Source organism: Deinococcus misasensis DSM 22328, from assembly GCF_000745915.1.
Classification (GTDB): domain Bacteria; phylum Deinococcota; class Deinococci; order Deinococcales; family Deinococcaceae; genus Deinococcus_C; species Deinococcus_C misasensis.
Map to the genome: position 1 here is coordinate 17,676 of NZ_JQKG01000035.1, position 21,964 is coordinate 39,639.

17 protein-coding genes are annotated in these 21,964 nt (G+C 55.6%); 8 read left to right on the forward strand and 9 right to left on the reverse strand.

Features of this window, described 5'->3' with window-relative positions:
• The first annotated feature begins 42 nt into the window (after positions 1-42).
• From Q371_RS17720 to Q371_RS17730, 3 genes are read left to right on the forward strand one after another with little or no spacing between them, the layout of a single operon-like run.
• Positions 43-354 carry a PadR family transcriptional regulator gene (locus Q371_RS17720; RefSeq protein WP_211253861.1) on the forward strand — a complete coding sequence of 104 codons (312 nt, stop codon included), beginning with the start codon at positions 43-45 and terminating at the stop codon, positions 352-354.
• Positions 351-1,274 carry a hypothetical protein gene (locus Q371_RS17725; RefSeq protein ID WP_034342797.1) on the forward strand — a complete coding sequence of 308 codons (924 nt, stop codon included), beginning with the start codon at positions 351-353 and terminating at the stop codon, positions 1,272-1,274. Before Q371_RS17720 ends, Q371_RS17725 begins: the two co-directional genes overlap by 4 nt.
• An 11-nt stretch (positions 1,275-1,285) precedes the next feature.
• A complete protein-coding gene (locus Q371_RS17730; protein ID WP_157442788.1) occupies positions 1,286-2,260 on the forward strand; it encodes a hypothetical protein in 975 nt (324 codons plus the stop codon).
• Positions 2,261-2,424: 164 nt separating this feature from the next.
• On the opposite strand, the gene Q371_RS17735 is transcribed toward Q371_RS17730, so the two are convergent.
• From Q371_RS17735 to Q371_RS17760, 6 genes are all read right to left on the reverse strand, one after another.
• Positions 2,425-3,774: a GH1 family beta-glucosidase gene (locus Q371_RS17735; RefSeq protein WP_034342803.1), complete on the reverse strand. Its 1,350-nt coding sequence runs from the start codon at positions 3,772-3,774 to the stop codon at positions 2,425-2,427.
• Positions 3,767-4,741: an ABC transporter ATP-binding protein gene (locus Q371_RS17740; RefSeq protein WP_034342806.1), complete on the reverse strand. Its 975-nt coding sequence runs from the start codon at positions 4,739-4,741 to the stop codon at positions 3,767-3,769. Before Q371_RS17740 ends, Q371_RS17735 begins: the two co-directional genes overlap by 8 nt.
• On the reverse strand, positions 4,738-6,606 hold the full coding sequence (locus tag Q371_RS17745; RefSeq protein WP_034342809.1) for a dipeptide/oligopeptide/nickel ABC transporter permease/ATP-binding protein: 1,869 nt from the start codon (positions 6,604-6,606) through the stop codon (positions 4,738-4,740). Before Q371_RS17745 ends, Q371_RS17740 begins: the two co-directional genes overlap by 4 nt.
• Positions 6,607-7,593 carry an ABC transporter permease gene (locus Q371_RS17750; protein ID WP_034342811.1) on the reverse strand — a complete coding sequence of 329 codons (987 nt, stop codon included), beginning with the start codon at positions 7,591-7,593 and terminating at the stop codon, positions 6,607-6,609. It lies immediately after the preceding gene.
• Positions 7,594-7,689: 96 nt separating this feature from the next.
• Positions 7,690-9,333, reverse strand: coding sequence for an ABC transporter substrate-binding protein (locus Q371_RS17755; RefSeq protein WP_034342815.1), 1,644 nt, complete (start codon positions 9,331-9,333; stop codon positions 7,690-7,692).
• Between the two features lie 166 nt (positions 9,334-9,499).
• Positions 9,500-10,501, reverse strand: coding sequence for a LacI family DNA-binding transcriptional regulator (locus Q371_RS17760; RefSeq protein ID WP_051964720.1), 1,002 nt, complete (start codon positions 10,499-10,501; stop codon positions 9,500-9,502).
• A gap of 412 nt (positions 10,502-10,913) precedes the next feature.
• On the opposite strand from Q371_RS17760, the gene Q371_RS17765 reads away from it, so the two are divergent.
• The 4 genes from Q371_RS17765 to Q371_RS17780 all read left to right on the forward strand — a co-directional run bounded on the left by Q371_RS17765 (position 10,914) and on the right by Q371_RS17780 (position 16,316).
• A complete protein-coding gene (locus Q371_RS17765; protein WP_034342817.1) occupies positions 10,914-11,216 on the forward strand; it encodes a hypothetical protein in 303 nt (100 codons plus the stop codon).
• A gap of 272 nt (positions 11,217-11,488) precedes the next feature.
• Positions 11,489-13,504, forward strand: coding sequence for an excinuclease ABC subunit UvrB (gene uvrB, locus Q371_RS17770; protein ID WP_034342820.1), 2,016 nt, complete (start codon positions 11,489-11,491; stop codon positions 13,502-13,504).
• A gap of 211 nt (positions 13,505-13,715) precedes the next feature.
• Positions 13,716-14,741, forward strand: coding sequence for a hypothetical protein (locus tag Q371_RS17775; protein ID WP_051964724.1), 1,026 nt, complete (start codon positions 13,716-13,718; stop codon positions 14,739-14,741).
• 246 nt (positions 14,742-14,987) lie between these two features.
• Positions 14,988-16,316, forward strand: a complete 1,329-nt coding sequence (locus tag Q371_RS17780) for a GH1 family beta-glucosidase (RefSeq protein WP_034342823.1) — start codon at positions 14,988-14,990, stop codon at positions 16,314-16,316.
• A gap of 351 nt (positions 16,317-16,667) precedes the next feature.
• Here the strand turns inward: Q371_RS17780 and Q371_RS25960 are convergent, their stop codons facing one another.
• Together Q371_RS25960 and Q371_RS17790 are read right to left on the reverse strand one after the other, a co-directional pair.
• Positions 16,668-18,860 carry a CIA30 family protein gene (locus Q371_RS25960; RefSeq protein ID WP_169743881.1) on the reverse strand — a complete coding sequence of 731 codons (2,193 nt, stop codon included), beginning with the start codon at positions 18,858-18,860 and terminating at the stop codon, positions 16,668-16,670.
• Between the two features lie 140 nt (positions 18,861-19,000).
• Complete coding sequence (locus Q371_RS17790) at positions 19,001-19,225, reverse strand: hypothetical protein (protein WP_034342826.1); 225 nt, start codon at positions 19,223-19,225, stop codon at positions 19,001-19,003.
• 228 nt (positions 19,226-19,453) lie between these two features.
• Here Q371_RS17790 and Q371_RS17795 point away from each other — a divergent pair, with 228 nt between their 5' ends.
• Positions 19,454-19,966 carry a hypothetical protein gene (locus tag Q371_RS17795; protein WP_051964728.1) on the forward strand — a complete coding sequence of 171 codons (513 nt, stop codon included), beginning with the start codon at positions 19,454-19,456 and terminating at the stop codon, positions 19,964-19,966.
• Positions 19,967-20,059: 93 nt separating this feature from the next.
• Here Q371_RS17795 and fumC read toward each other — a convergent pair whose 3' ends face one another.
• On the reverse strand, positions 20,060-21,457 hold the full coding sequence (gene fumC / locus Q371_RS17800; RefSeq protein ID WP_034342828.1) for a class II fumarate hydratase: 1,398 nt from the start codon (positions 21,455-21,457) through the stop codon (positions 20,060-20,062).
• Positions 21,458-21,964: the final 507 nt, after the last annotated feature.

The window sequence follows — 21,964 nt, forward strand, 5'->3', positions numbered from 1 at the left end:
ATCCGATCATGATATATCCATGTCAGTCATATGGGGGTTGTTGTGCTGAGTGCCCAATTTTACATTCTTTTCTCTTTGCTGGATGGAGAAAAACACGGTTATGCCATCATGAAAGCCGTGGAACAAGATACGCACAAACGCCTGAAACTCGGGCCAGCCACCCTGTACACCAACCTCAAAAAAATGCTCTCCCAGAAACTCATCGAAGAAACCGAACAGGAGAAACCCGGCGAAGAACGCCGCAGGTACTACCGCCTGACGGACTCTGGAAGAACCATGGTGCAAGACGAATTGAAACACCTTGAGGAAACGGTGCGTCTGGGTCAGCAACGCCAGAGGGGCATGGGTTTGTGAACCGTGAAGACTTGCTGTTCAAGATGTTTCCTCCCTCGTTCAGGCAACGGTATGGCCATGAAATGTGGCGGGTGTATCAGGAAGCGTATCAGGACATCTTGCAAGAAAAGGGGCGTTTCGCGGCTTTTCAATATGCCTTCAGCAGCGGTTTTGATTTTTTAAAAGTGGCTTTGCATGAACAACTTACGGAGGTCCAAATGCTGAAATCGCGTCCACATGTTTTGTTGTCTTTGCTGGCTCTGGCTGGGGTCACGGTGTTTTCCAGTGTGCAGTATGGACTCTGGAATGTGCAGGCAGGTCAATTCAATGAAGGACCTCTCGCTTATTTCAATGCCCGAGACGAGAAAAAGGATGTGACCTCAGAGGTCAAGTATGCAGACCTGAAAGCAGCCATCATGCAGCAGTACCCAGATGCAGAAGTGCGCATTTTGGAAAGGAACGTCAATTTTGGAGCCTTGCGCGGTGAGGCCAGATTGCTGTCGGTGGTGGCATTGGTTCCGTCTCTGGATGCTCTGGTGGATCCCCAGCCTGCATACCGTGCGCCTACAGCGTGGAACGAGTACGCAAAAAAGCAGCTCAACTCTGCTGCAGGAAAGGCCTTTGCTCACAAAACGCGAGCCATCTCGACTGAAATGAATTTTTCCCAGTTTGACATCCGCAGTTTCTGTGTGACCTCACACTTCAAAACCTTCAAACTGCCTGCTCAGGACCCACGCCGCAACGGGTGGCAAGAAGATTTCGGCAAAACCTATCTTCAAGGGGCAATGTTCCAAAAAGGACCTCAACACACCCAACCTCAAGGCGTGTTTTTCCTTCAGGGAGAGGTGCCTTTATCTGCTGTGGCCAACGTTGAAGGAGAGCCTCTGAATGTGTTCAACAACTGTGAAGTGGGGGCACCCACTTCAAGGGACGACCTGTAGAGGCGGAGGTCATGCGAATGAAATGGGCCTTGCGGTGGTTTCCCATCTCCTTTCAAAAGAAATATGGCCATGAAATGTGGCTGGTTTATCAGGAAAGTTATCAGGACATCTTGAAAGAAGGTGGGCGATTTGCGGCTTTCAAGTATGCCCTCAGCAGCAGTCTGGATTTTTTGAAAGTGGCCCTGCATGAACGAATTTTGGAGGTTGAAATGTTGAAATCGCGTCCACAGGTGTTGATTCCTTTGCTGGGTTTGGCTGGAATCACGGTGTTCTGCAGTGTGCAGTATGGCCTCTGGAATGCCAAAGCAGGATTTGACAACCCACCCATTTTGCAATTTTTCGACACGAACCAACACCGGGTCGATGTGACCCTACAACCTGAGTATCGCTCTTTGACCTCCCTGATTGAAGGCCTGTATCCAGAGGCCAGCATCAGAATTGTGGAAAGTTCCATCAAATTCGATCCCTTGCAAAAGCCTGTGAGCATGTTGTCTGTGGCGGTTTTGGCTCCTGCTCTGGACATGCATTTGAAGGGTTTGAAAACCATCCAGAGGAACAGGAAGGTCAATGAAACAGATCTCAAAACATTGATGCAACAAGGAAACCAACTGGAAAACCAGTGGAAACCCGTGCAATTGGAGTTGCAAAAAACAGCTTTTGATTTCCAGAGCCTGTGCGTCACTTCAAATGTTTATGCGTTTGAAGTTGCATCTCCTGAAACGCCAGAAATGTCTGACATGAACAGCACCCAAGCCATGGCACGCTGGACTGCCCATTTGATTTTGGTCCACAAAGCCCAGCAATTCGACCCCCAACTGACGGTTTTTGGTCTGGACTGGATGGACAGGTCCACTGATCAGCACATGCAACCTCTGGATGCTCTGGAGGCTTGCACTTTTGCCCCAAACATCACTGGGACAGGAGAACCTGTCCTGCAACAAGGGAAGATCAGAAACATGAATCTGGGTTATTTTCAATCGCATTGACGATTTCAGAATTTCAGAATGTAAAGTTCAATCAGGCACACTCCTGTACCCGGAAGGAAACATTCCGTTTCCTTCCGGGCATGGTTTATGGCCATTTCAACCCATGTGAAAAGCGAGGCTTGATGAGCCTCGCTTTCAAGACCAACCCAGGTCAGCCAGAGGTTTTACACCTCAACCAGCCCGAGTGCTTTTTTCACGGTCTGGCTGTACCACTTGCCCGAGTCTTTGACATAACGGTTCTGGGTGGGGTAATCCACGTAGACCAGACCAAAGCGTTTCTCGTAGCCCTCGGCCCATTCGAAGTTGTCGAGGAAGCTCCATGCGAAGTAGCCCTGCACGGGAACCCCTTCTTGAATGGCATCCTGCACGGCTTTCAGGTGGCGCTCGATGTAGAAGCGGCGCTGCTCGTCGTGCACCTGCCCGTCTTCGGTCAGGGTGTCTTCGAAGGTGGCTCCGTTTTCGGTGATGAAGATTTCCTTGGGGGCATAATCCTGATGCACGCGGGTCAGCACCTCGTGAAGCCCCTGAGGATAAACCTCCCAGTCAAAGAAGGTGAACTCTGGTCCCGGAGGACGCACGCCTTCAAAGTTGAATGGGCCTTCCTCACTGTGCTTCAGGATGCTCCGTTGGTAATAGTTGACCCCGAGGAAATCCGTGGGCGTGGCGATGGTTTCCATGTCGCCGTCTTGCACTGTTGGGGCAAGATCGGGAATGTGGTCAAACAGCACTTTCGGATAGCCTTTGCCATAAAGTGGATCGAGGTAAATGGTGTTCAGGAAAGCGTCATGGCGGGCTGCTGCGGCCTGATCTTCAGGGCTGTCGCTGGCAGCATGGCTGGGACCCAGAATCAGGGTGATGCCCACCTTGTGCTCTGGATTGTGGTTCTTGATGATCTGCACGGCTTTTCCGTGGGACAGCAACAGGTGGTGGGCGACTTGCATGGACACACCCACGTCTTTCAACCCCGGAGCGTGCACCCCTGCCCCGTGCCCGAGGAAGGCTGCGCACCACGGCTCATTGTGGGTGATCCAGTTTTTCACCCGGTCCCCGAGGAGGCCCACCACCACGCTTGTGTATTCCTCGAATGCTGAAACGGTGTCCCGGTTGGCCCATCCGCCCAGTTGTTGCAGGGCCTGAGGCAAATCCCAGTGGTACAGGGTCACGAAAGGGTCGATGCCGTTTTTGAGCACTTCGTCGATCAGGCGGTCATAAAAGTCCAGCCCTTTGAGGTTCACCTCACCGCGTCCTCTGGGAAGAATGCGAGGCCACGCCAGAGACAGGCGGTAACTGTTCATGCCCAGTTCGCGCATGAGTTTAAGGTCCTCGGGGTAGCGGTGGTAGTGGTCACAGGCCACATCGCCCGAGTCACCCCGTTTCACATTGCCGGGGGTGTAAGCAAAGACATCCCAGATGGAGATGCCGCGGCCATCTTCGTGGGCGGCCCCTTCGATCTGGTAGGCGGCGGTGGCGGTGCCCCATTTGAAGGTGGAGGGGAAAACGTTGAGGTCAAGCATGGGTCAACTCCTTGGAGGTTTGAGGATGGATGCAGCGCACTTCGTGTTCGGTTCCGACCTTCTGAAAGGCGGGCAGGGCAGATGTGCACTCCGGGGTGGCGAAAGGGCAACGTGGTGCGAAAGGGCAACCTTGTGGCAGGGCAGCCAGACTGGGAATGTCCCCTCTGGAATCGATTTTCTCTGGGCGCAGGCTTTCTTCGGGTTTGGGTGCAGCAGAACGCAAGAGCAGGGTATAAGGGTGTGCAGGATGGTTGATCACCTGATCGGTGGGTCCCACCTCCACGATGTGCCCGGCATACATCACCGCCACGCGGTCACTCATGTAACGGGCTCCGGCCAGATCGTGCGTGATGAACAGGATCGACAGCCCTTCCTGATCGCGCAAATCCAGCAGCAAATTCATGATGTCCAGCCGAATAGACACGTCCAGCATGGAGGTGGGCTCATCGGCCAAGAGGATGGAAGGATTGGCAGCCAGAGCACGGGCAATCCCCACCCGTTGTCTCTGCCCTCCTGAGAGTTCGTGGGGCAGCTTGCGGGCCACTTCATGACCGGGGTTCAGGCCCACGCGGTCCAGAAGCTCTGCCACCCGCTGGTCACGGGCTTTGCCTCTGGCCAGACCGTGGATTTCCATCGGACGGCCCACTGTGAATCCGATGCTGTGCAGGGGATTGATGCTGCCAAACGGGTCCTGAAAGATCATCTGCACCCTCTGGCGCAGGTGTTTGAGTTCTTTTCCAGAGGGCCGCTGACTGATGGCCTGCCCATCGATGGTGAGTTGACCCGAAGTGGGGGCGTGCAGCCGGGTGATCAGTCTGGCAATGGTGGATTTTCCAGAGCCGGACTCGCCGACCAGAGCAATCACTTCTTTTTTGCGGAGGTTCAGGTTCACATCGCTGACGGCATGGACTTTTTTGGAGCCTGAATCAAAGACTTTGCTGAGGTGGTGCAGTTCCAGCGCATTCATGCTTTCACCCCGCTCAGGTTGGGGACTTCCAGATGGCAGGCGACCTTGTGGCCTTTCTGCACTTCCAGCAGGTTGGGGTTGGTTTCGGTGCACACGCCGGGAATCACACTCGGGCAGCGGTCTGCAAAGGGGCATCCTCTGGAACTGGCGGTCAGCACCGGAGGTCTGCCAGGAATGCCGTGTCTGCGCTCTTTCGGCCCAGAGATCGGTGGGAAGGTGGACATCAGCAGACGGGTGTAAGGATGGCGGGGTTTGCTGTAGATGTCAGAGGCTCTGGCTTCTTCCACCACCTGTCCGGCGTACATGATCACAATGCGGTCGGACATCTCGACCAAGAGAGACAAATCGTGGGTGATGAAAATGATGGAGATGTCCATTTTCTGGCGCAGCTCAGCAATCTCTTGCAGCAAGGAGCGCTGCACCACCACATCCAGAGCGGTGGTCGGTTCGTCCATCACGATCACTTTGGGCTGCAAAGCCAGTGCAATGGCGATCACCACCCTCTGGCGCATCCCACCGGACAACTGGTGCGGATAACTGTCCAGAAACTGGGGCCGGATGTTGATGATCTCGAACAGTTCCAGAGCCCGTTTCTGCAAAGCTCCAGTGTCGGTCATGCCGTGGGCTTTCAGGGCATCATAAATCTGCTCACGCACGGTCAGCACTGGGTTCAGCACGTTCATGGAAGCCTGAAAGACCAGCGAGAAATCTTTCCAGCGCACTTTGCGGAGGGCGTCTTCATCCAGATCCAGCAGGTTCTTCTGGTCCAGATACACCGCCCCCTCGGACACAAAACCGGGAGCACGCAAAAGACGGGTCATGGCAAAAGCCAGCGTGGACTTCCCACAGCCAGATTCTCCGGCCAGTCCGATGAATTCTCCGGCTTTGATGTCCAGATTGGCCTGTGTTACAGCCGTTACGGCCCCTCTGGAGGTGTCGTACTGCACGGTCACGTTCTGGGCGCTCACCAGATTTTTCTGGGCACGCAGAGGCTCGGGTTGAACCGGACGTGGCTTCTTGCGCACCGGGGCTTGCAGCCTGAGGCGCGGATTGGAAATCGAATCGATGCCGAAGTTCAGCAGGGCAAAAGCCGTCCCGAGCAGGGCAATTCCCAGACCCGGCGCAGCAATCCTCAGCCATGCATCGTGCAGCATGGCCTGCTCGCTGCCTGCCCAGTACAGCATGGTGCCCCAACTGATCAGGGAGACATCCCCCAGCCCGAGGAATTCCAGCCCTGTGGCGGTCAAAATGGCGTACACCGCAGCCCCAAAAAAGTTGGCAGCGATCAGACCACTCATGTTGGGGATCAGGTGGGTCAGGATCACTCTGGCCGGGGTTTCGCCAGAGGCAATCGCAGCATGCACAAAATCCCGTTCGCGCAAGGTCAGGGCCTGTGCACGCAAGACCCGAGCGCCCCACGCCCATCCGGTCAGGGAAACCACCAGCACCACCGGCCAGAAGCCCCCCACTTTGATGTAGGCGGCAATCACGATGATCAGGGGCAGGGCAGGCAAAACCAGCACCACGTTGGTGAAAAAGCTGATGATTTCATCGGCCAGACCGCCATAAAAAGCTGCGGTCAGACCGACCACCGTGCTGATGAGGGCCACCAGAAACCCGGTCACCAGAGCCAGCGTCAGGGACAAACGGGTGCCGTACAGAAACTGCGTGTACACGTCCTGCCCGAGCCCGGTGGTGCCCATCGGGTGTGCACCGCCCGGTTTGAGCCACGGCTGGAAAGACATTTCCACAGGGCTGTGCTGGGTCAAGACCGGAGCGAGAAGCCCAATCAGGGCCATCAGCAAAAACACAATCAGGCCAATTCGGGCACGGGGTTCAGACCACAAAGCTTTCAGGAGACCCATTTATTTCCCTCCCCTCACTCTGGGATCCAGAAACACATAACCGATTTCCACCAGCAGGTTGGCAATCAAAACGGCAGCGGTGATGAACAGAAAAATGCCCTGCATCAAGGGATAATCCAGCGCAGTTACGGCCTGATACAACAGCCGTCCGATGCCCGGATAAGAAAACACAATTTCTGTGACGATGGACCCCCCCACCACGAACCCCAGAGCCATTCCGAATCCGGTCAGGCTGGGCAAAATGGCGTTGCGGGCCACGTACTGGTTTTTGATGCGTGAAGGGGTCAGGCCCTTGGCTTCAGCAAAAGTCACGTAATCCTCGTTCAGCACGGAAACGGCATTGTTGCGCATGGTCACCAGCCATCCCCCAATCCCCGTCACCACAATGGTGAAGGCTGGCAAAAAGCCGTGCTTGATGACGCTCTGGTAATAAGGCCAGCCGTCTTGCGGGGAGGTGCTGCTCTCGTACCCTCCACTGAGGGGAAACCAGTCCAGCAGGTAAGCGAACACGTAAAGGCAGATCAGGGCAAACCAGAAGTAGGGCATGCTGTTCAAAAACAGCCCCAAAGGAACCATCAGGTCGGCCAGTTTGTTTCCCCGTTTCCATGCGGTCCACAGGCCAATCAAACTGCCCAGCACAAAAGAAATGACCGTGGAAATCCCCACCAGACCAATGGTCCACGGGGCTGATCCAGCAATCACATCACTGACATTCATGGGAAACTGGCTGATCGAACGGCCAAAATCCCCATGCAGCAATTTCCCGAGGTACTGGAAATACTGCACATAAAGCGGCTCTGGATGGTCGCTGAACCCATACGCCAGTTTCAGGGCGTGAACGGCCTCTGGATTCAACCTGCCCTGTGCCTGTGCCAGCATCGCCCCGATGGGGTTGCCGGGCACCAGTCTGGGCAGGAAGAAATTCAAGGTCAGGGCAGCCCACAGGGTCAGCAGAAAAAAAGTCAGGCGGCGGATGAAGAATTTCATGGGATACCTCTTGGATCCCCCTGTGCTCGCTGCGCTGGCACTGTCCCCCTTCATGAAGGGGGACAGCTTCAAGCAACGCGAGGAGCGAGGGGGATCTTATTTCTCTTCCAGATTCAAGAACAGCAAACGTGCGCCCACCTGATCGTCGGCTCCGCCGTCGTAGTAGGGGTTCTGGTCGGTGGGGAAGCCTTTGAAGTTCTTGCTGTTGTACGTCGAGAAGTTCACCCGGTCGGTCAGGGGGAAGAAGGGCACATCGGTGACAAACTGGTTGGCGATGGTGTCGATGGCTTTCTTCTGCACGGCAGGATCGCTGTTCTGCTGGAAGCGCTTGAGGGCAGAAGTGATGTTGGCCTTGGTGTAGCGGGTCAGGTTGGAAGGAGCGGTTTCGCCCACCTTGGCGCTGAATTCAGGGGCAAAGCTCTGGAAGTACAGGTTGTAGGGGGTTTCGCCGCCGCCCCATCCCCAAGAGATGCCCATGTCGTAGGTGCCGGTTTGCAGGCCGCCCGAGTAACTGCCCCAGGTCTGCTGGTCAATGGTGGTGTCAATGCCGATCTGTTTCAGGTTGCTGCCGATCACCTGTGCCATGGTGATGAAGTCGGTCCAGCCTGCACCCACCAGAATTTTGAAGGTGGGGAGGGCTTTGCCGTCTTTGCCTTGCAGCTTGCCGTTCACCACTTTGTAGCCGCCCTTTTTCAGGTAATCCTTGGCTTTGTTGACATCAAACTGGATGCCTTTGGCCTTGACCTCTTTGGACAGCCATTTGCTTTGCTGGGTGGGAATGATGCCCGAGGGATCGGCAGCTTTGACCAGTCCCGAGTAGGCTTTGAGGGCCACTTCGTCGGTGTTGATGGCGCTGGCAATGGCTTTTCTGAAGTTGGGGTCACTGAAAGGGGCTTTGGCGGTGTTGAAGTACAGGTAGTTGCCCCCGGTGACCGGCCAGTAGAATTTGTTGGTTTCGGGGTTTTTGCTGACGTACACGTTTTTGATGTCGGGGATGTTGGCGTAGGAGTAGTCGGCATCTCCGCGCAGCAGTTTCAGCAGGATGGCGTCTGCTCCACCCACCACTTCCCACTGGATGGCATCGATTTTGGGGTAGCCTTTCATCCAGTAGTCTTTGTTTTTGACCACTTTGATGCTCTGGTTGTTGGCGCTCTGGAACAGGAACGGTCCGGTGGCCACAGGTTTGGTGTTGGTTTCGGTGGTGGGGTCTTTGATTTTGCTCCAGATGTGCTGGGGCACGATGGGCTGGTGGGCGATGTACACAAAGACCGGAATGTTTTTCTCTTTGAAGGTGAAGGTGACGGTGTTTCCAGAGGCTTTCACATCGGTCAGACCGTTTTTCCAGAGGGCAGAGCCGTCAATCGCAGGGTTCTGTTTCAGGTAATCGAAAGTGAATTCCACATCTTTGGCGGTGAAAGGGGTGCCGTCGCTCCATTTGACCCCCTGACGCACGGTGATGGTGAGTTTCTTGTTGCTCTTGTCCCACTTGTGGTCGGTTCCCAGCACTTCGGTGACATCTCCGGTGAGGGAGTTCACGTAAAAGAGGCTTTCGTAAATGGCAGAAACGGTGGGGTAGAGCCTCTGGCTGCCCCCTGCAAAGGGGTTCAGGTTGACACTGGCAAGGCTGGCTGCGTCACGGGCAATGCGGAACACGCTTTCGGCCTGTGCCAGAGAGGCGGTGAGCAGGGCGGCGGTCAGGACGAAGCGGGCAGCTTTCTTGTAAACGTTTACATTCTTCATAGGATGTTCCTCCAGAAAAAGCGCGTCATGCGGCTTTTTGAACGTCAGGGCTCAAATTTCAGGGATCAAATCACAACGTACAGCACGGGGGAGAGCGTGAATCTCCGGTTTGTGGCATGGTTCTCATCCTTTCCATTCCTTGAATCGGCAGTTTAAAGGGACACCTTCACTTGCGGACACGGTTTCGCACAGAGGCCCGCTCAATCAGCTCTGGGACGATGATCTGGTTTTCGGGCTTTTCGCCTTCCATCAACTCCAGAAACATTTTCCCGGCCCTTTTGCCCAGTTCAATGTCCAGTTGCTTGATGGTGGTGAGGGGAGGGTCCAGCAACGCAGCCAGAGGATTGTCATCGAAACCAATCACCGAAACGGCATCTGGCACGCTTAAACCTGCACGCCTCAGGGCACGGCAAGCCCCGGCGGCCATCAGGTCACTGGCAGCGAAAATGGCGTCAGGCAAACCCTGTTCCAGAAATTGCTCTACAGCCCTTTCACCTGCTTCAACAGTGAAATCACCAGCGTAAATCCCGAAAGGTTCCAGTCCTTCTTCCTGCATGCGCTTCAAAAATCCACGCTTGCGGTCCCGTCCAGAGCGAAATTCTCCCGACACATGGGCAATGCGGCGGTGTCCGGTTCTCAGGAGGTGGTCTGCGGCAACATACCCCCCTGTCTCGTCGTCCATGCGAATCTGATGCTGGTGCCCGTCCATCTGGGGGTTGATGTGCACCCTCAGCATTCCGGGTGCCAGACGCTCCAGTGCTCCGGCCTCCAGGTTGGAAGAAATGATGATGAGGCCATCCACCGAACGCTCCACAAGGGCTCTGGAAGCGTCAATTTCCCTTTCTGCCAGATCATCTGTCGAAACGATCACCGGCATCAGGGTTGAGGCGTTCAGTTCCATCTCGATGCCTCTGGCAAAGGAAGCAAAGAGCGGCCATCCCACATTGGGCACCACCACACCCACCGCATGGGTGCGCCCCATCACCAGACTGCGTCCGGTCAAATTGGGCACATACCCGAGTTCCTGAACCACATCCAGAACGCGCCTGAGGGTGTCGGGGTCCAGCCGCTCTGGGGTGTTGATGGCCCGGGAGACGGTGGCTGTGGACACGCCTGCACGGCTGGCGACAGCACGGATGTTGGGTCTGGATTGAGGTTTGCTGGTCATGTTAACCCCATGATAGGTGACTTGCGGCACCGATCAAACTCTGATGTAAACGATTGCATCAAGCATAGAAGGTCAATGAAAAAAATGCAAGCGCATACAAAATTGTTGGATTGGGTTTATTTTGGTGGGGATTCGGACGTGTGGGATGGAGCTTCGCTCCGCCGAGGGCCAAGGGCCGAGAGTCGAGGGCTAAAAGGCAGAAGGCAGAAGGCATGCTTTAAGGGGCAAGAAGAAGGCAGAAGGGTATATGCCGAGAGCCGAGGGCATAGGGCTGTGCGTCCAGAAAAGGGTCAAGGGGAATGTAGGGGCGAGGCACGCCTCGCCCCTACAGATCTCCTTGAAGATTTCTGATACGTAGCCAATGATGCTCTCGGCTCTCGGCTCTCGGCTCTCGGCCCCTATAATGTTCCCCATGAGCAAACAGGTTTCCCCCGAGCTTCGCGCCAAATACGACGAAATCTTCATGCAGGTGCTGCTGGGCACCCAGGCCGAAGCCCAGACCACCAAACCGCAAGCCCCCGGCAACCTTGCCGCCATGTTTCACAAGGAGCAGGTTGCAGAAGCCCTGCAACAATGCGCCGTCCTGATCGCTGCATGGAACAAAGGTGAAATTGACACCAGAGCCATCGGCAAATGTGCTGCTGCTTTGAAGGGACTCGGGCTTCCTGCTGCTGCGGAACGCATTGAAAATCTGGTGAAGATTGACGAGGAATGAGAGGGCCGAAGGCAAATGTAGGGGCGAGGCGTGCCTCGCCCTGAACGCTTTGGCTAACGCATCTTAGGGCGAGGCACGCCTCGCCCCTACTTTGACCCTTTTCTGGACGCACAGCATCAAGCTTTCGGTAAAAGGGCAACAAATACAAACCACCTTCTTGACACTCATTGCCGCATCCTCCAAGGTGCCTTCTGCCTTCTGCCTTCTGCCTTCTGCCCAATTAAGCCATATCGCCCACACTCCAATTAAGTTTATGGCGTAAAATAAAGGTTATGCTCAAGGTGAAATCAGAATTCACACCCAGAGGAGACCAGCCGACCGCCATTCAGAGCCTCGTGGAAGGACTGGACGATGGTCTCAGGTTCCAGACCCTGTTGGGCGCGACTGGAACGGGAAAAACTTTCTCGGTTGCCCGGGTGATTGAGGCCACCCAGAGACCGGCCCTGATCATGGCCCCCAACAAGATCCTGACTGCCCAGTTGGCAAGTGAGTTCAGGGCGTTCTTTCCAGATGCAGCCGTAGAGTTTTTCGTGAGTTACTACGATTATTACCAGCCCGAGGCTTACGTTCCCGGCAAGGACCTGTTCATCGAGAAGGATGCTGCGGTCAACCAGGAACTGGAGCGCTTGAGGCACAGCACCACCCGCAGTTTGCTCACCCGTCCAGACACCATTGTGGTGGCTTCGGTGTCTGCGATTTACGGCCTCGGGGATCCCGAGGAGTACCGCAAAATGAACCTGATCATCAAGGTCGGGGAGAAAATGGGCCGGGATGAGGTGATTGACCGCCTTTTGGAATTGCAGTACGAAAGAAACGACATCGAACTGCAACCCGGTCGTTTCCGTGCCAAAGGGGATGTCATCGAAATCTGGCCCTCTTACGATGAAGCCCCCATGCGCGTGGAACTCTGGGGCGATGAGGTGGACCGCATCGTCATGTACGATCCCCTCACTGGAAACATTGCGGCAGAGTTGCCCTCCAGCGTGATTTATCCAGCCAAGCACTATGTGTCCAGTGCTGGAAACGTGGAACGGGCCATTGTGACCATTCAGGAAGAACTCGAGCAGCGTCTTGAATACTTCAAGAGCGTGGGGAAACTCTTGGAAGCCCAGAGGCTCAAAGAGCGCACCCTTTACGACTTGGAGATGCTGAAAGTGCTGGGGTACTGCTCGGGCATCGAGAACTATTCCAGACACATGGATGGTCGGGAATCTGGAGCGACTCCCTACACCATGCTGGATTACTTTCCAGACAACTTCATCACCTTCATTGATGAGTCGCACGTCACGGTGTCCCAGATTGGCGGCATGAGCAACGGGGACCGCAGCCGCAAACAGACCCTCGTGGATTTCGGTTTTCGCCTCCCGAGTGCCCTCGACAACCGCCCTCTCAAGTACGAGGAATTTTTAGAGAAGACCGGACAGGTGGTTTTCGTCAGTGCCACACCCGGCGCTTACGAGCGTGAAGTCTCTGGCAACATCGCAGAGCAGATCATCCGCCCTACAGGATTGATCGATCCGCAAGTCACCCTGCGCCCGATTCAGGGGCAGGTCGAGGACCTGCTGGGCCGGGTCCGCGAACGTGCAGCCAAGCAGGAAAGGGTGCTGGTCACCACCCTCACCAAACGCATGGCCGAAGACCTGACGGAGTACCTGCTGGAAAAAGGGGTGCGGGCCAGATACATGCACTCCGACATCGACACCGTCGAGCGTCAGGTGATCATCCGGGATTTGCGACTCGGGCACTACGATGTGCTGGTCGGCATCAACCTGCTGCGTGAGGGCCTTGACCTTCCAGAGGTGTCTCTGGTGGCGATTCTGGACGCAGACAAACCCGGCTTTTTGCGCTCCGAGCGCAGCCTGATCCAGACCATCGGACGTGCAGCCCGCAACGTGAACGGCGAAGTGGTGCTGTACGGCGATGTGGTCACCCCCGCCATGGATTACGCCATGAAGGAAACCGAGCGCCGCCGGGAAAAGCAGCTCAAATACAACGAGGAGCACGGCATCACCCCCGAGACCATCAAAAAAGAAGTGCGCGATGTGATCCGCGGAGAAGAAGAACCCGAGCTCAAAAAAGACCTCCCCGAAACCATGGACCGGGACACCATTCTGGCCCAGATCACCGATCTGGAACTGGACATGTGGCAGGCTTCCGAAGACCTCGACTTCGAAAAGGCTGCTTCATTGCGTGACCAGATCCGGCAACTGGAAGCCAAGCTCTCGGGCAAGGATTTCAAACAGCCCACGGTGCCCGGTCAGAAGGTGCGCAAGAAGGGCAGACGCTAAACCACTGCGTTGATCCGTGAAAGAGGAGGATTTCATTTGAATCCTTCTCTTTCAAAAACCCTTTTTAGAGAGACAACCTCTTTCTCCGTTGTCAAATGCTTTAAATCAACTGCAAATGCAAGTCTGAGGGGTGGGGCAAATGTCCCCTCCCTTTTCCCATCCTGTGGCCCACACTACATGTCCAAAACGGTTTTTTCCCTACTGTGAGAACATGCAACAGGCCCGACCCCTCAATCAGCAGAAACCCGAGCGCATGGATTTGCGCGCGCTCTGGGGAGGCATTGCGTTCAGTGCGCTGTTCACCTTGCTGGTGTGGGCACTGGATTCCCGTTTGGAACCCATCCGGCAGACTTTTCTGCCAGACACAGGCGCAGCCTGGTACTGGTGGCAACTGCCCAACCCCACCTTCTGGACCCAATTCAGCGCATGGGCCCTTTATCTGGTGCACCAGTTCGCCATCTGGTACCTGATTTACTACGCGCAAACCCGAGTCAAAAAGTACACCACCGGCCTGCATCCAGTGAACATCTGGGCTCTGGGCATCAACGCGGTGTTTGTGCTGCTGCACCTCCTGCAAACCCATCTGTTTTATGACGGTCTGGCGCAGGATGTCAGCATCTTCAGTTCTCAGGGCTCGGTGATTGTGCTGCTGGTGATGGTGCTCCTGATGGAGAACAAACGCCGGGGCCTGTTTTTCGGCAAGAAGGTGCCCATCAAAACCAGCATCGTGGACGCAGTGCGCAAATACCACGGTTATTTCTTCGCGTGGGCCATCATTTACACCTTCTGGTACCACCCGATGGAAACCACCACCGGACACCTGCTCGGCACCTTTTACACCCTGATGCTGATGTTGCAGGGAAGCCTGTTTCTGACCCGCATCCACGTCAACAAATACTGGACCGTGGCGCAAGAATTGATGGTGGTGGTGCACGGAACCATCGTGGCCCTCTCCAACACCAACGGCATGTGGCCGATGTTTGGTTTCGGATTCCTCGGGATTTTCATCATCACCCAGATGCACGGTCTGGGCTGGAGCAAACTGACCCGCTGGATTGTTGCTGGCCTGTTTCTGGGCTGGATGGCATACGTTTACAACGGCAGAGGATGGGACAAGCTCAACGAGGTGTTCCGCATTCCAGTGATCGATTATGTGCTGGTGTTCGTGCTGGCCGGTCTGGTGTGGGTGTTCATTGCGATTGGGAATGGGATCAAGAAGTTGAGGCAGAGCAGTTAGGGCATCAGAAGGCAGAAGGGTATATGCCGAGAGCCGAGGGCAAAAACAGCTTAGGCGGAAGGCAGATGTAGGGGCGCAGCGTGCTGCGCCCTCTTGGTTTGGTGTTTGTGCCTCCCAGAGCAGGTTCTTCTGTCACTCACTTTCAACGTTATACTGTGGACTGACAACAAAAAAAGGCTTTGGTGAAGCTTCTCTAGCCCTCAGCTCTGGGCTCTCGGCCCTATGCTCAACCCACAGGAGGTCCACATGTCAGATTTCCCAAAACATTTCGTCTGGGGCACCGCCACCGCTGCATACCAGATTGAGGGTGCCGTGCAGCAGGATGGGCGCGGGGCCAGCGTCTGGGACCTGTTCACCCACACGCCCGGCAAAATCAAAGACGGCAGCAACGGAGACCGGGCCTGCGACCATTACTACCGCTTTCCAGAGGACATCCGTCTGATGAAAGAACTCGGGGTGAATGCTTACCGCTTTTCCATCGCGTGGCCCCGCATCCAGCCCGAGGGGAAAGGCCGGGTCAATCCCAAAGGGATCGCTTTCTATGACCGTTTGCTGGATGGTTTGCTGGAACAGCACATTGATCCTTACGCCACGCTGTTTCACTGGGATTTGCCTCAGGCTCTGGAAGATCAGGGCGGATGGATGAACCGGGACACCGCTTACCGTTTTGCGGAATATGCCCACCTGCTTGCTGACGCTTTTCAGGACCGCATCAAAAGCTGGATCACCCTGAATGAACCTTTTGTGGTCCTGACCCTCGGGTATGCTCTGGGTCAACACGCTCCGGGCAAAGCTTACGGCTTGCAGGCCATGCCGGTGGCCCACCACCAGATGCTCGGGCATGGTTTGGCGGTGCAGGCGATCCGGGAGATCAGCCAGAGTCCCATCGGCATCACGCACAGCCTTGCTCCAGCGATACCGGCCACCGACCGCGATGAGGACATTCAAGCAGCAACCCTGATGGATGAATTCCACAACGGGCTGTTTCTGGACCCCCTCTTGCGCGGACAGTATCCCAAATCTCTGGTTGCCCTGATGGGCGAGCAGGCAGAATCCTTTATTCGCACGGAAGACCTCTCGGTGATGTCTGCTCCCATTGATTTTCTCGGGGTCAATTATTACGCTCCAGATCATGTGAGGGCCAACAGCAAAGCCCCTCTGGGCCTCGAAATGGTGCCCATGCCAGACCGTCCCAAAACCGGTTTCGGCTGGCCGATTGTGCCCGAGGGCCTCACCCAACTCTTGCTGGACCTCAAAGAACGGTACGCCGAAAAACTGCCTCCCATCCACATCACCGAGAATGGCTGTTCCTACCCAGATCTGCCAGATGCAGCAGGCAAAATTGACGATTCCAAGCGCATTGAATACCTTGAGCTGCACCTCGAAGCCCTGCTCAAAGCTCTGGACAAAGGTGTGGATGTGAGGGGGTATTTTTGCTGGTCTTTGCTGGACAACTTCGAGTGGGCCGAGGGGTACACCCAGAGGTTCGGACTGGTCCATGTGGATTTTGAAACCCTGAAGCGCACACCGAAAGCGTCTTATCACTGGTTGCAGCAGTTTTTGCGGGGAAGGTAATTTGCCGAGGGCCCAGAGCCGAGGGCCGAGGGCAATGTAGGGGCGAGCGGGCAGAGGGACCACACGCTGGTCCCTCGTTTTGCACAAGACGGCACGCCTCGCCATTGGCAGAAAGCAGAAGGCCAAAGAAAGCTCTGGCTAAAGCAATATAGGGCGCAGCACGCTGCGCCCCTACAGATCCCCTTGACGATTTTCTGGACGCACAGCACGATGCTCTCGGCTCTCGGCTCTCGGCTCTCGGCTCTCGGCTCTCGGCTCTCGGCTCTCGGCTCTCGGCAAAAGGCGAAGCTTGAAAAGTCTGGTCAAATGATCCACCGTGCCTTCTGCCTTCTGCCTTCTGCCGAGTGAAGCTTACCTCTCCACCCTCAACCCATCCACATACCGGACCCCACTTTCGCCATCCGCAAACTGGATCTGGAAGCGTTGCAGGCCGTTCCACATGAAGCCAGCATCTCCAGAGAACAGACTGACCGGCAACTCAATTTTCTTCCAGCCCGAGAAGTCTTCTTTGAAGGTGGCGGTCAACTGGTGTTGGGATTGGGTGGGTTGGTACACCCGCACGTAATCCACCAGCAGGTCGGAGGGGAAGGGGGTGTCCTCATTCGGACTGCCGGGCCATGCACCGCCCACGGCAAGGTTCAGGATGATGAAGAATGGCTGATCCATCACCCAGGTGGTGCCTGCCGGGATGTCTTTTGAGGTGACTTTCTGGTATTCCTTGCCGTCAAAGAAAAACACGATTTCGCCGGGTCGTTTTTCAATGGCGTAGGTGTGGTATGCGTTGGCGACCGGTTCATTGATGGTCACGGCTTTGGTGAACTGGGTGCCTTCACGGAAGTAGTAACCGGGACCGTGCAAAGAACCGTGAATGCTGTTGGGTTCTTTGCCGATGGCCTCCATGATGTCGATTTCCCCGCCTCCGGGCCATCCTGCCGTGCCGATGTTGCTCCCGAGCATCCAGAAAGCAGGCCAGAAGCCCTGTCCAGCCGGAATTTTCATGCGGGCTTCGATGCGGCCGTAAGTCACTTCGTATTTGTTTTGCGTGGAGATGCGGGCAGAGGTGTATTTGCACTCGCCATACCAGCATTTGAGGCCGGGAAGGGCCTTGTCGGCACGGATGCGCAGGTTGCCCTGACCGTCGGTGCTGACGGTCTCGGGTTTGTCGATGTAATACTGCAATTCGCTGTTGCCGTTTCCGGTCCCGATCACGGCGAAGTTCCAGGTGTCTTCGGAGGGCTGCCAGCCTGCAGGGTTGTTGAATTCTTCAGACCAAGTCACTTTCCACTGGTCTGAGGGCTGCAAAGTCGGAGCGTCCAGCAACTTCACCTGCACGTCTTTTCCAGAGCCTTCTCCGTAATACCAGAAGGTGATTTTCTGTGCCCCATTCCAGTCCTGAACCGGGCGCAGGTTGCGGGTGGCACTCTGGTCTTTGCCTCCAGAGAGTTTCAGTTGCCAGATGCCTTCCACAGTGTCCTGCTCGGGCCTGCTGAAGTTGGCTCCCTGTTTCACATCAATGGTGGATGCGGTCAGGTTCTGTCCGAAGTTGAGGTTCCCGGCACTGGTTTCGAAGTCGTCTCCCAGAGCAAGGCTTGCAGATTCATCATCCTGAATGATCAGTTTGCTGACTGTGCTGGTCAGGGTGGCGTTTTGAGGGGGGTACAATTCCAGATTCACCGAGCGGTTTCCGGTGTACTTGTTGTTGCTGTAGGTGGGCACCTCGATGGTTTTGCGCACTTCGCCGGGTTGAAAGGTCAGGGTTCCGGTGGTGTACACGAAGTCCTTGGCGGTGGCGTTTCCATCGGTGGTTTCGTATTCCACGGAGATGGGGTCTGCCTGAGGGGCATTCAGCAAGACCTCGAAGACAGCGGTTTGCCCTTCGTTGACTTTGACCTCTGGGGTCTGAAAGGAAAGCTGGGCAGGTTCGGCTTGGCTGGTGACAGCGTTTGCAAGATATGCCTCAAAAAGATCAAACTTGTAGGTGGCCTCCCCCTGAGGCAGGTTCAGGGCATATCCCCACACTTCTTTCAGGGTCAAGCCGTCCGAAGGGGCTCCTGCAGGCTGAAAATCGCTGCGACGTTGCAATTCTGCAAAAGGAACCTCGATTTGCTTCCATTCGGTGCTGTTGTCTACAAAACGGTAAAAGAAGCGCTCTGCGGTGTCTGCGCTCTGGTCGCGACCCCGGTTGTCGAGGAGTTCAAACTGGATGGTTTTGCCGTTCCCCATCCCTTTGAACCAGAAACGGATGCCCGAGTAAGGGCTCAGGTCCACGCTGCCTTTGCTTTCCCCAAGGGCAAAATCATGGGTGAAACCGCCCCATTGCTTCACATTCACGGTGGCTTGCAGGATGCGGTTTTCTGTGGTTTGTCCCACATTTTCCTGAGGGGTGCTCAGGTTGATCTGGCCGGTGCCATCCTGCCATGTGGCAAAACCGGGACTCTGGTTCTCAAATCCTGCCAGCAACAAGGGGTTTTGCTGGGCAAAGGCAACCCCGAGCAACAGGGTTCCAGCGAGTAGGAAGTGCTTTCTTGGAACGGAAAAAGCCATGTCTGCCTCCGGGTGATGGGTCATGAAAAGGTTTTCGTGATTCCATTTTGCCTGAGAAAAGGCCACACATCAAGAGGAGGAGGGCAGGCAAAAAATCCAGCAGAGCGCTGGATTTTACCGGGAAAGCACTGGTGTGGGGTTCAGAGGATGCCTCCACCCAGAAAAAGCCTCAGGGCCGCCAGAATCAGGATCACAATGTTCAGGCTGCGCCCAGCAGTACTGCTGCTGATGGCACCCAGAATCAGACCGATGATGCCCAGAGGCAGGGTGATGAACCAGTTGACCCATCCCAGAAAAGGAATCAGGCCCACCAGCAAACCAATGGCCGCGATGACACCGAAAACAATAGAGAGAAGATTCATCATGTCTTCAATTACGCTTGAAAAACTTCAAAAGTTTCTCAGGTTCTGGAACAGGCGGTAATGAGGAAAACAAGGGGTTTTTGGTCCTGACAGTTCTTTCATAAATAAATTTGCTTTTTCCTAAAAGCATTTACAGAAAATAAAGAAAAAGTGAAATCAGAAAAGGGTCAGTTTTCAGTCATAACCCGATCAGCTTCAATTTATACACTGCCATCATCTCAGGAGGTAACCATGAAGAAAACCATCATTGTTGCTGCCCTTCTGTTCATGGGCAGTGCCGCACTTGCAGAAGACACCACCCCCACCACTCTTGTCCTTCCCACAGCCATTGTGGCCGTTGCCGCTTTGCAGGGACTGACCATCACCTTTGTGGATGAAGCCGGAACGGTGGTCGCCACCCTGAACCCGGACGGCACCCTGAACCCCACCGGTGACCTTGCCACTGCCAAGAAAGTGGTTCTGACCAACGCTGAAGGTGTGGCCACCAGCTATGACCTTGCAAGTGACCTGAGCAAACCCGGACAGGTCAAAGTGCTGGTGGACGGCAAAGCCCTGCCCATCACTGCTGCAGTCAACAAAGCCAAACACGAAGACAAAGTCACCGGCAAACCCGATGACAAAGGCAACCCCGGCAAAGGCAAAGACGCTGATGACGACTCCGACGATGACAGCGGAGACGGCTCTGGAAAAGGCAAAGGCCCCAAAGACGATGACAAAGGCAAGCCTGACGACAAAGACAAATAAAGTCTTTTGAGCCAAAGTCTTTTGAGTTGAAGCATTTGAAAGAAAACCCCTGCTGGCATCAGCAGGGGTTTTTCTCTGGAAATCAGGTCTGGATCAGACGCTGGGATGGGTCATGTCCATGGGGATGACCCACTTCGCAAACTCTTCTTCGGTCACGTAACCCAGAGCCAGAGCGGCTTCTTTCATGGTGGTACCTTCTTTGTGGGCTTTCTTGGCAATGGCAGCGGCCTTGTCATAACCGATGTGGCGGTTTAAAGCCGTCACTTGCATCAGGTTGATGGACAGGTTGTGCTCGATTTTGGGCAGGTTGGGCTGGATGCCCTCGGCGCAGTTGTCGTTGAAGGCCACGCAAGCATCACCGATCAATTGGATGCTTTCCAGCACGTTGTGCACCATCACGGGTTTGAACACGTTCAACTGGAAGTTGCCCTGAGAACCTGCAAAAGCCACCGCAGCATCGTTGCCGAACACCTGCACGCACACCATGGTCATGGCTTCGGACTGGGTGGGGTTCACCTTGCCGGGCATGATGCTGGATCCGGGCTCGTTCTCGGGGATGCTGATTTCACCGATGCCGTTTCTGGGACCCGAGGCCAGCCAGCGCACATCGTTGGCCATCTTCATCAGGGCACCTGCAAGGGTACGCAGGGCAGCACTGGTTTGCACCAGAGCGTCGTGGGCACTGAGGGCAGCAAATTTGTTTTCAGCGCTGCGGAAAGGATAGCCGGTCTCTTTGGAGAAGTAACTGGCAGCCAGATCACCAAACTGGGGGTGGGCGTTCAGGCCGGTACCCACAGCGGTTCCGCCGATGGCCAGATCGTACAGGCCGGTCAGGGCGTGTTTCACTTCAGAGATGCAGTAATCCAGCTGGGCAACCCATCCGCCAATTTCCTGACCCAGAGTGATGGGGGTGGCGTCTTGCAGGTGGGTGCGTCCCACTTTCACGATGCCCTGAAACTCCTCGGCTTTGTGCGCAAGGGTGTCACGCAGTTTCTGCACTTTGGGGAACAGCTTCTCATTGAGTTCCAGCACCACAGCGATGTGCATGGCGGTGGGGAAGGTGTCGTTGCTGCTCTGGCCCCGGTTCACATGGTCGTTGGGGTGCACGGGCTTCTTGCTGCCCAGTTCTCCGCCAGCAATCTCAATGGCGCGGTTGGAGATCACCTCGTTGCTGTTCATGTTGCTCTGGGTGCCCGAGCCGGTCTGGAACACCACCAGAGGGAAGTGCTCGTCCAGCTTGCCAGCAATCACTTCATCGGCAGCCTGCACGATCAGGTCTGCAATGTCGGTAGGCAACTCGCCGAGGTCCTTGTTGGCCTGAGCAGCCCCTTTTTTCAGGATGCCCAGTGCACGGATGATCGCACGGGGAAACTTGAAACGGTCCACGCCGATGGGAAAGTTTTGAATGGAACGCTGGGTTTGTGCGCCCCAGTAACGGGAGTTTTCCACCTGGATCTGGCCCATGGTGTCGGATTCGGTGCGGTAAGTCATGATCAGCCTCCTGTAAATTCAACCGAAAGGTATTTTACCGCAGTTAAGGATGATGTGTGTCTCTGGACAGGGGGGCTTGCCAGCCGAGGGCCCAGAGCAGAAAAGAACAGCCGAGGGCCGAGGGCAAAAAAAGCTTTGGCGAAAGCTCTGAGAAGTACAGATCCCCTTGACCTGTTCAGCCACGTATTGCAGGATGCTCTCGGCTCTCGGCTCTCGGCTCTCGGCTCTCGGCTCTCGGCTCTCGGCTCTCGGCTCTCGGCTCTCGGCTCTCGGCTCTCGGCTCTCGGCAACCTCTACGCCAATCCCGCTATTCCCCCTCCCCTCAAACCGCGTTAGGGTAAAGCATGACGCTGCCCCAACGTGTGCTTTTGCTGGACAACCTGCTGATGTGGCTCGGATTTTTCATGATCATCCCCCTGATCACCGTACATTTTGTCAGTGGTCTGGGATGGGCAGCCGGAGCCATCGGTCTGGTGCTGGCCGTGAGGCAACTGGTGCAGCAGGGTT

What these genes read in the sequence shown, in the direction of transcription:
- Q371_RS17730 (WP_157442788.1), top strand. Translation starts at nt 1,286, where the DNA reads ATGCGAATGAAATGGGCCTTGCGGTGGTTTCCCATCTCCTTTCAAAAG.
- Q371_RS17735 (WP_034342803.1), bottom strand. Translation starts at nt 3,774, where the DNA reads ATGCTTGACCTCAACGTTTTCCCCTCCACCTTCAAATGGGGCACCGCC.
- Q371_RS17740 (WP_034342806.1), bottom strand. Translation starts at nt 4,741, where the DNA reads ATGAATGCGCTGGAACTGCACCACCTCAGCAAAGTCTTTGATTCAGGC.
- Q371_RS17745 (WP_034342809.1), bottom strand. Translation starts at nt 6,606, where the DNA reads ATGGGTCTCCTGAAAGCTTTGTGGTCTGAACCCCGTGCCCGAATTGGC.
- Q371_RS17750 (WP_034342811.1), bottom strand. Translation starts at nt 7,593, where the DNA reads ATGAAATTCTTCATCCGCCGCCTGACTTTTTTTCTGCTGACCCTGTGG.
- Q371_RS17755 (WP_034342815.1), bottom strand. Translation starts at nt 9,333, where the DNA reads ATGAAGAATGTAAACGTTTACAAGAAAGCTGCCCGCTTCGTCCTGACC.
- Q371_RS17760 (WP_051964720.1), bottom strand. Translation starts at nt 10,501, where the DNA reads ATGACCAGCAAACCTCAATCCAGACCCAACATCCGTGCTGTCGCCAGC.
- Q371_RS17765 (WP_034342817.1), top strand. Translation starts at nt 10,914, where the DNA reads ATGAGCAAACAGGTTTCCCCCGAGCTTCGCGCCAAATACGACGAAATC.
- uvrB (WP_034342820.1), top strand. Translation starts at nt 11,489, where the DNA reads ATGCTCAAGGTGAAATCAGAATTCACACCCAGAGGAGACCAGCCGACC.
- Q371_RS17775 (WP_051964724.1), top strand. Translation starts at nt 13,716, where the DNA reads ATGCAACAGGCCCGACCCCTCAATCAGCAGAAACCCGAGCGCATGGAT.
- Q371_RS17780 (WP_034342823.1), top strand. Translation starts at nt 14,988, where the DNA reads ATGTCAGATTTCCCAAAACATTTCGTCTGGGGCACCGCCACCGCTGCA.
- Q371_RS25960 (WP_169743881.1), bottom strand. Translation starts at nt 18,860, where the DNA reads ATGGCTTTTTCCGTTCCAAGAAAGCACTTCCTACTCGCTGGAACCCTG.
- Q371_RS17790 (WP_034342826.1), bottom strand. Translation starts at nt 19,225, where the DNA reads ATGATGAATCTTCTCTCTATTGTTTTCGGTGTCATCGCGGCCATTGGT.
- Q371_RS17795 (WP_051964728.1), top strand. Translation starts at nt 19,454, where the DNA reads ATGAAGAAAACCATCATTGTTGCTGCCCTTCTGTTCATGGGCAGTGCC.
- fumC (WP_034342828.1), bottom strand. Translation starts at nt 21,457, where the DNA reads ATGACTTACCGCACCGAATCCGACACCATGGGCCAGATCCAGGTGGAA.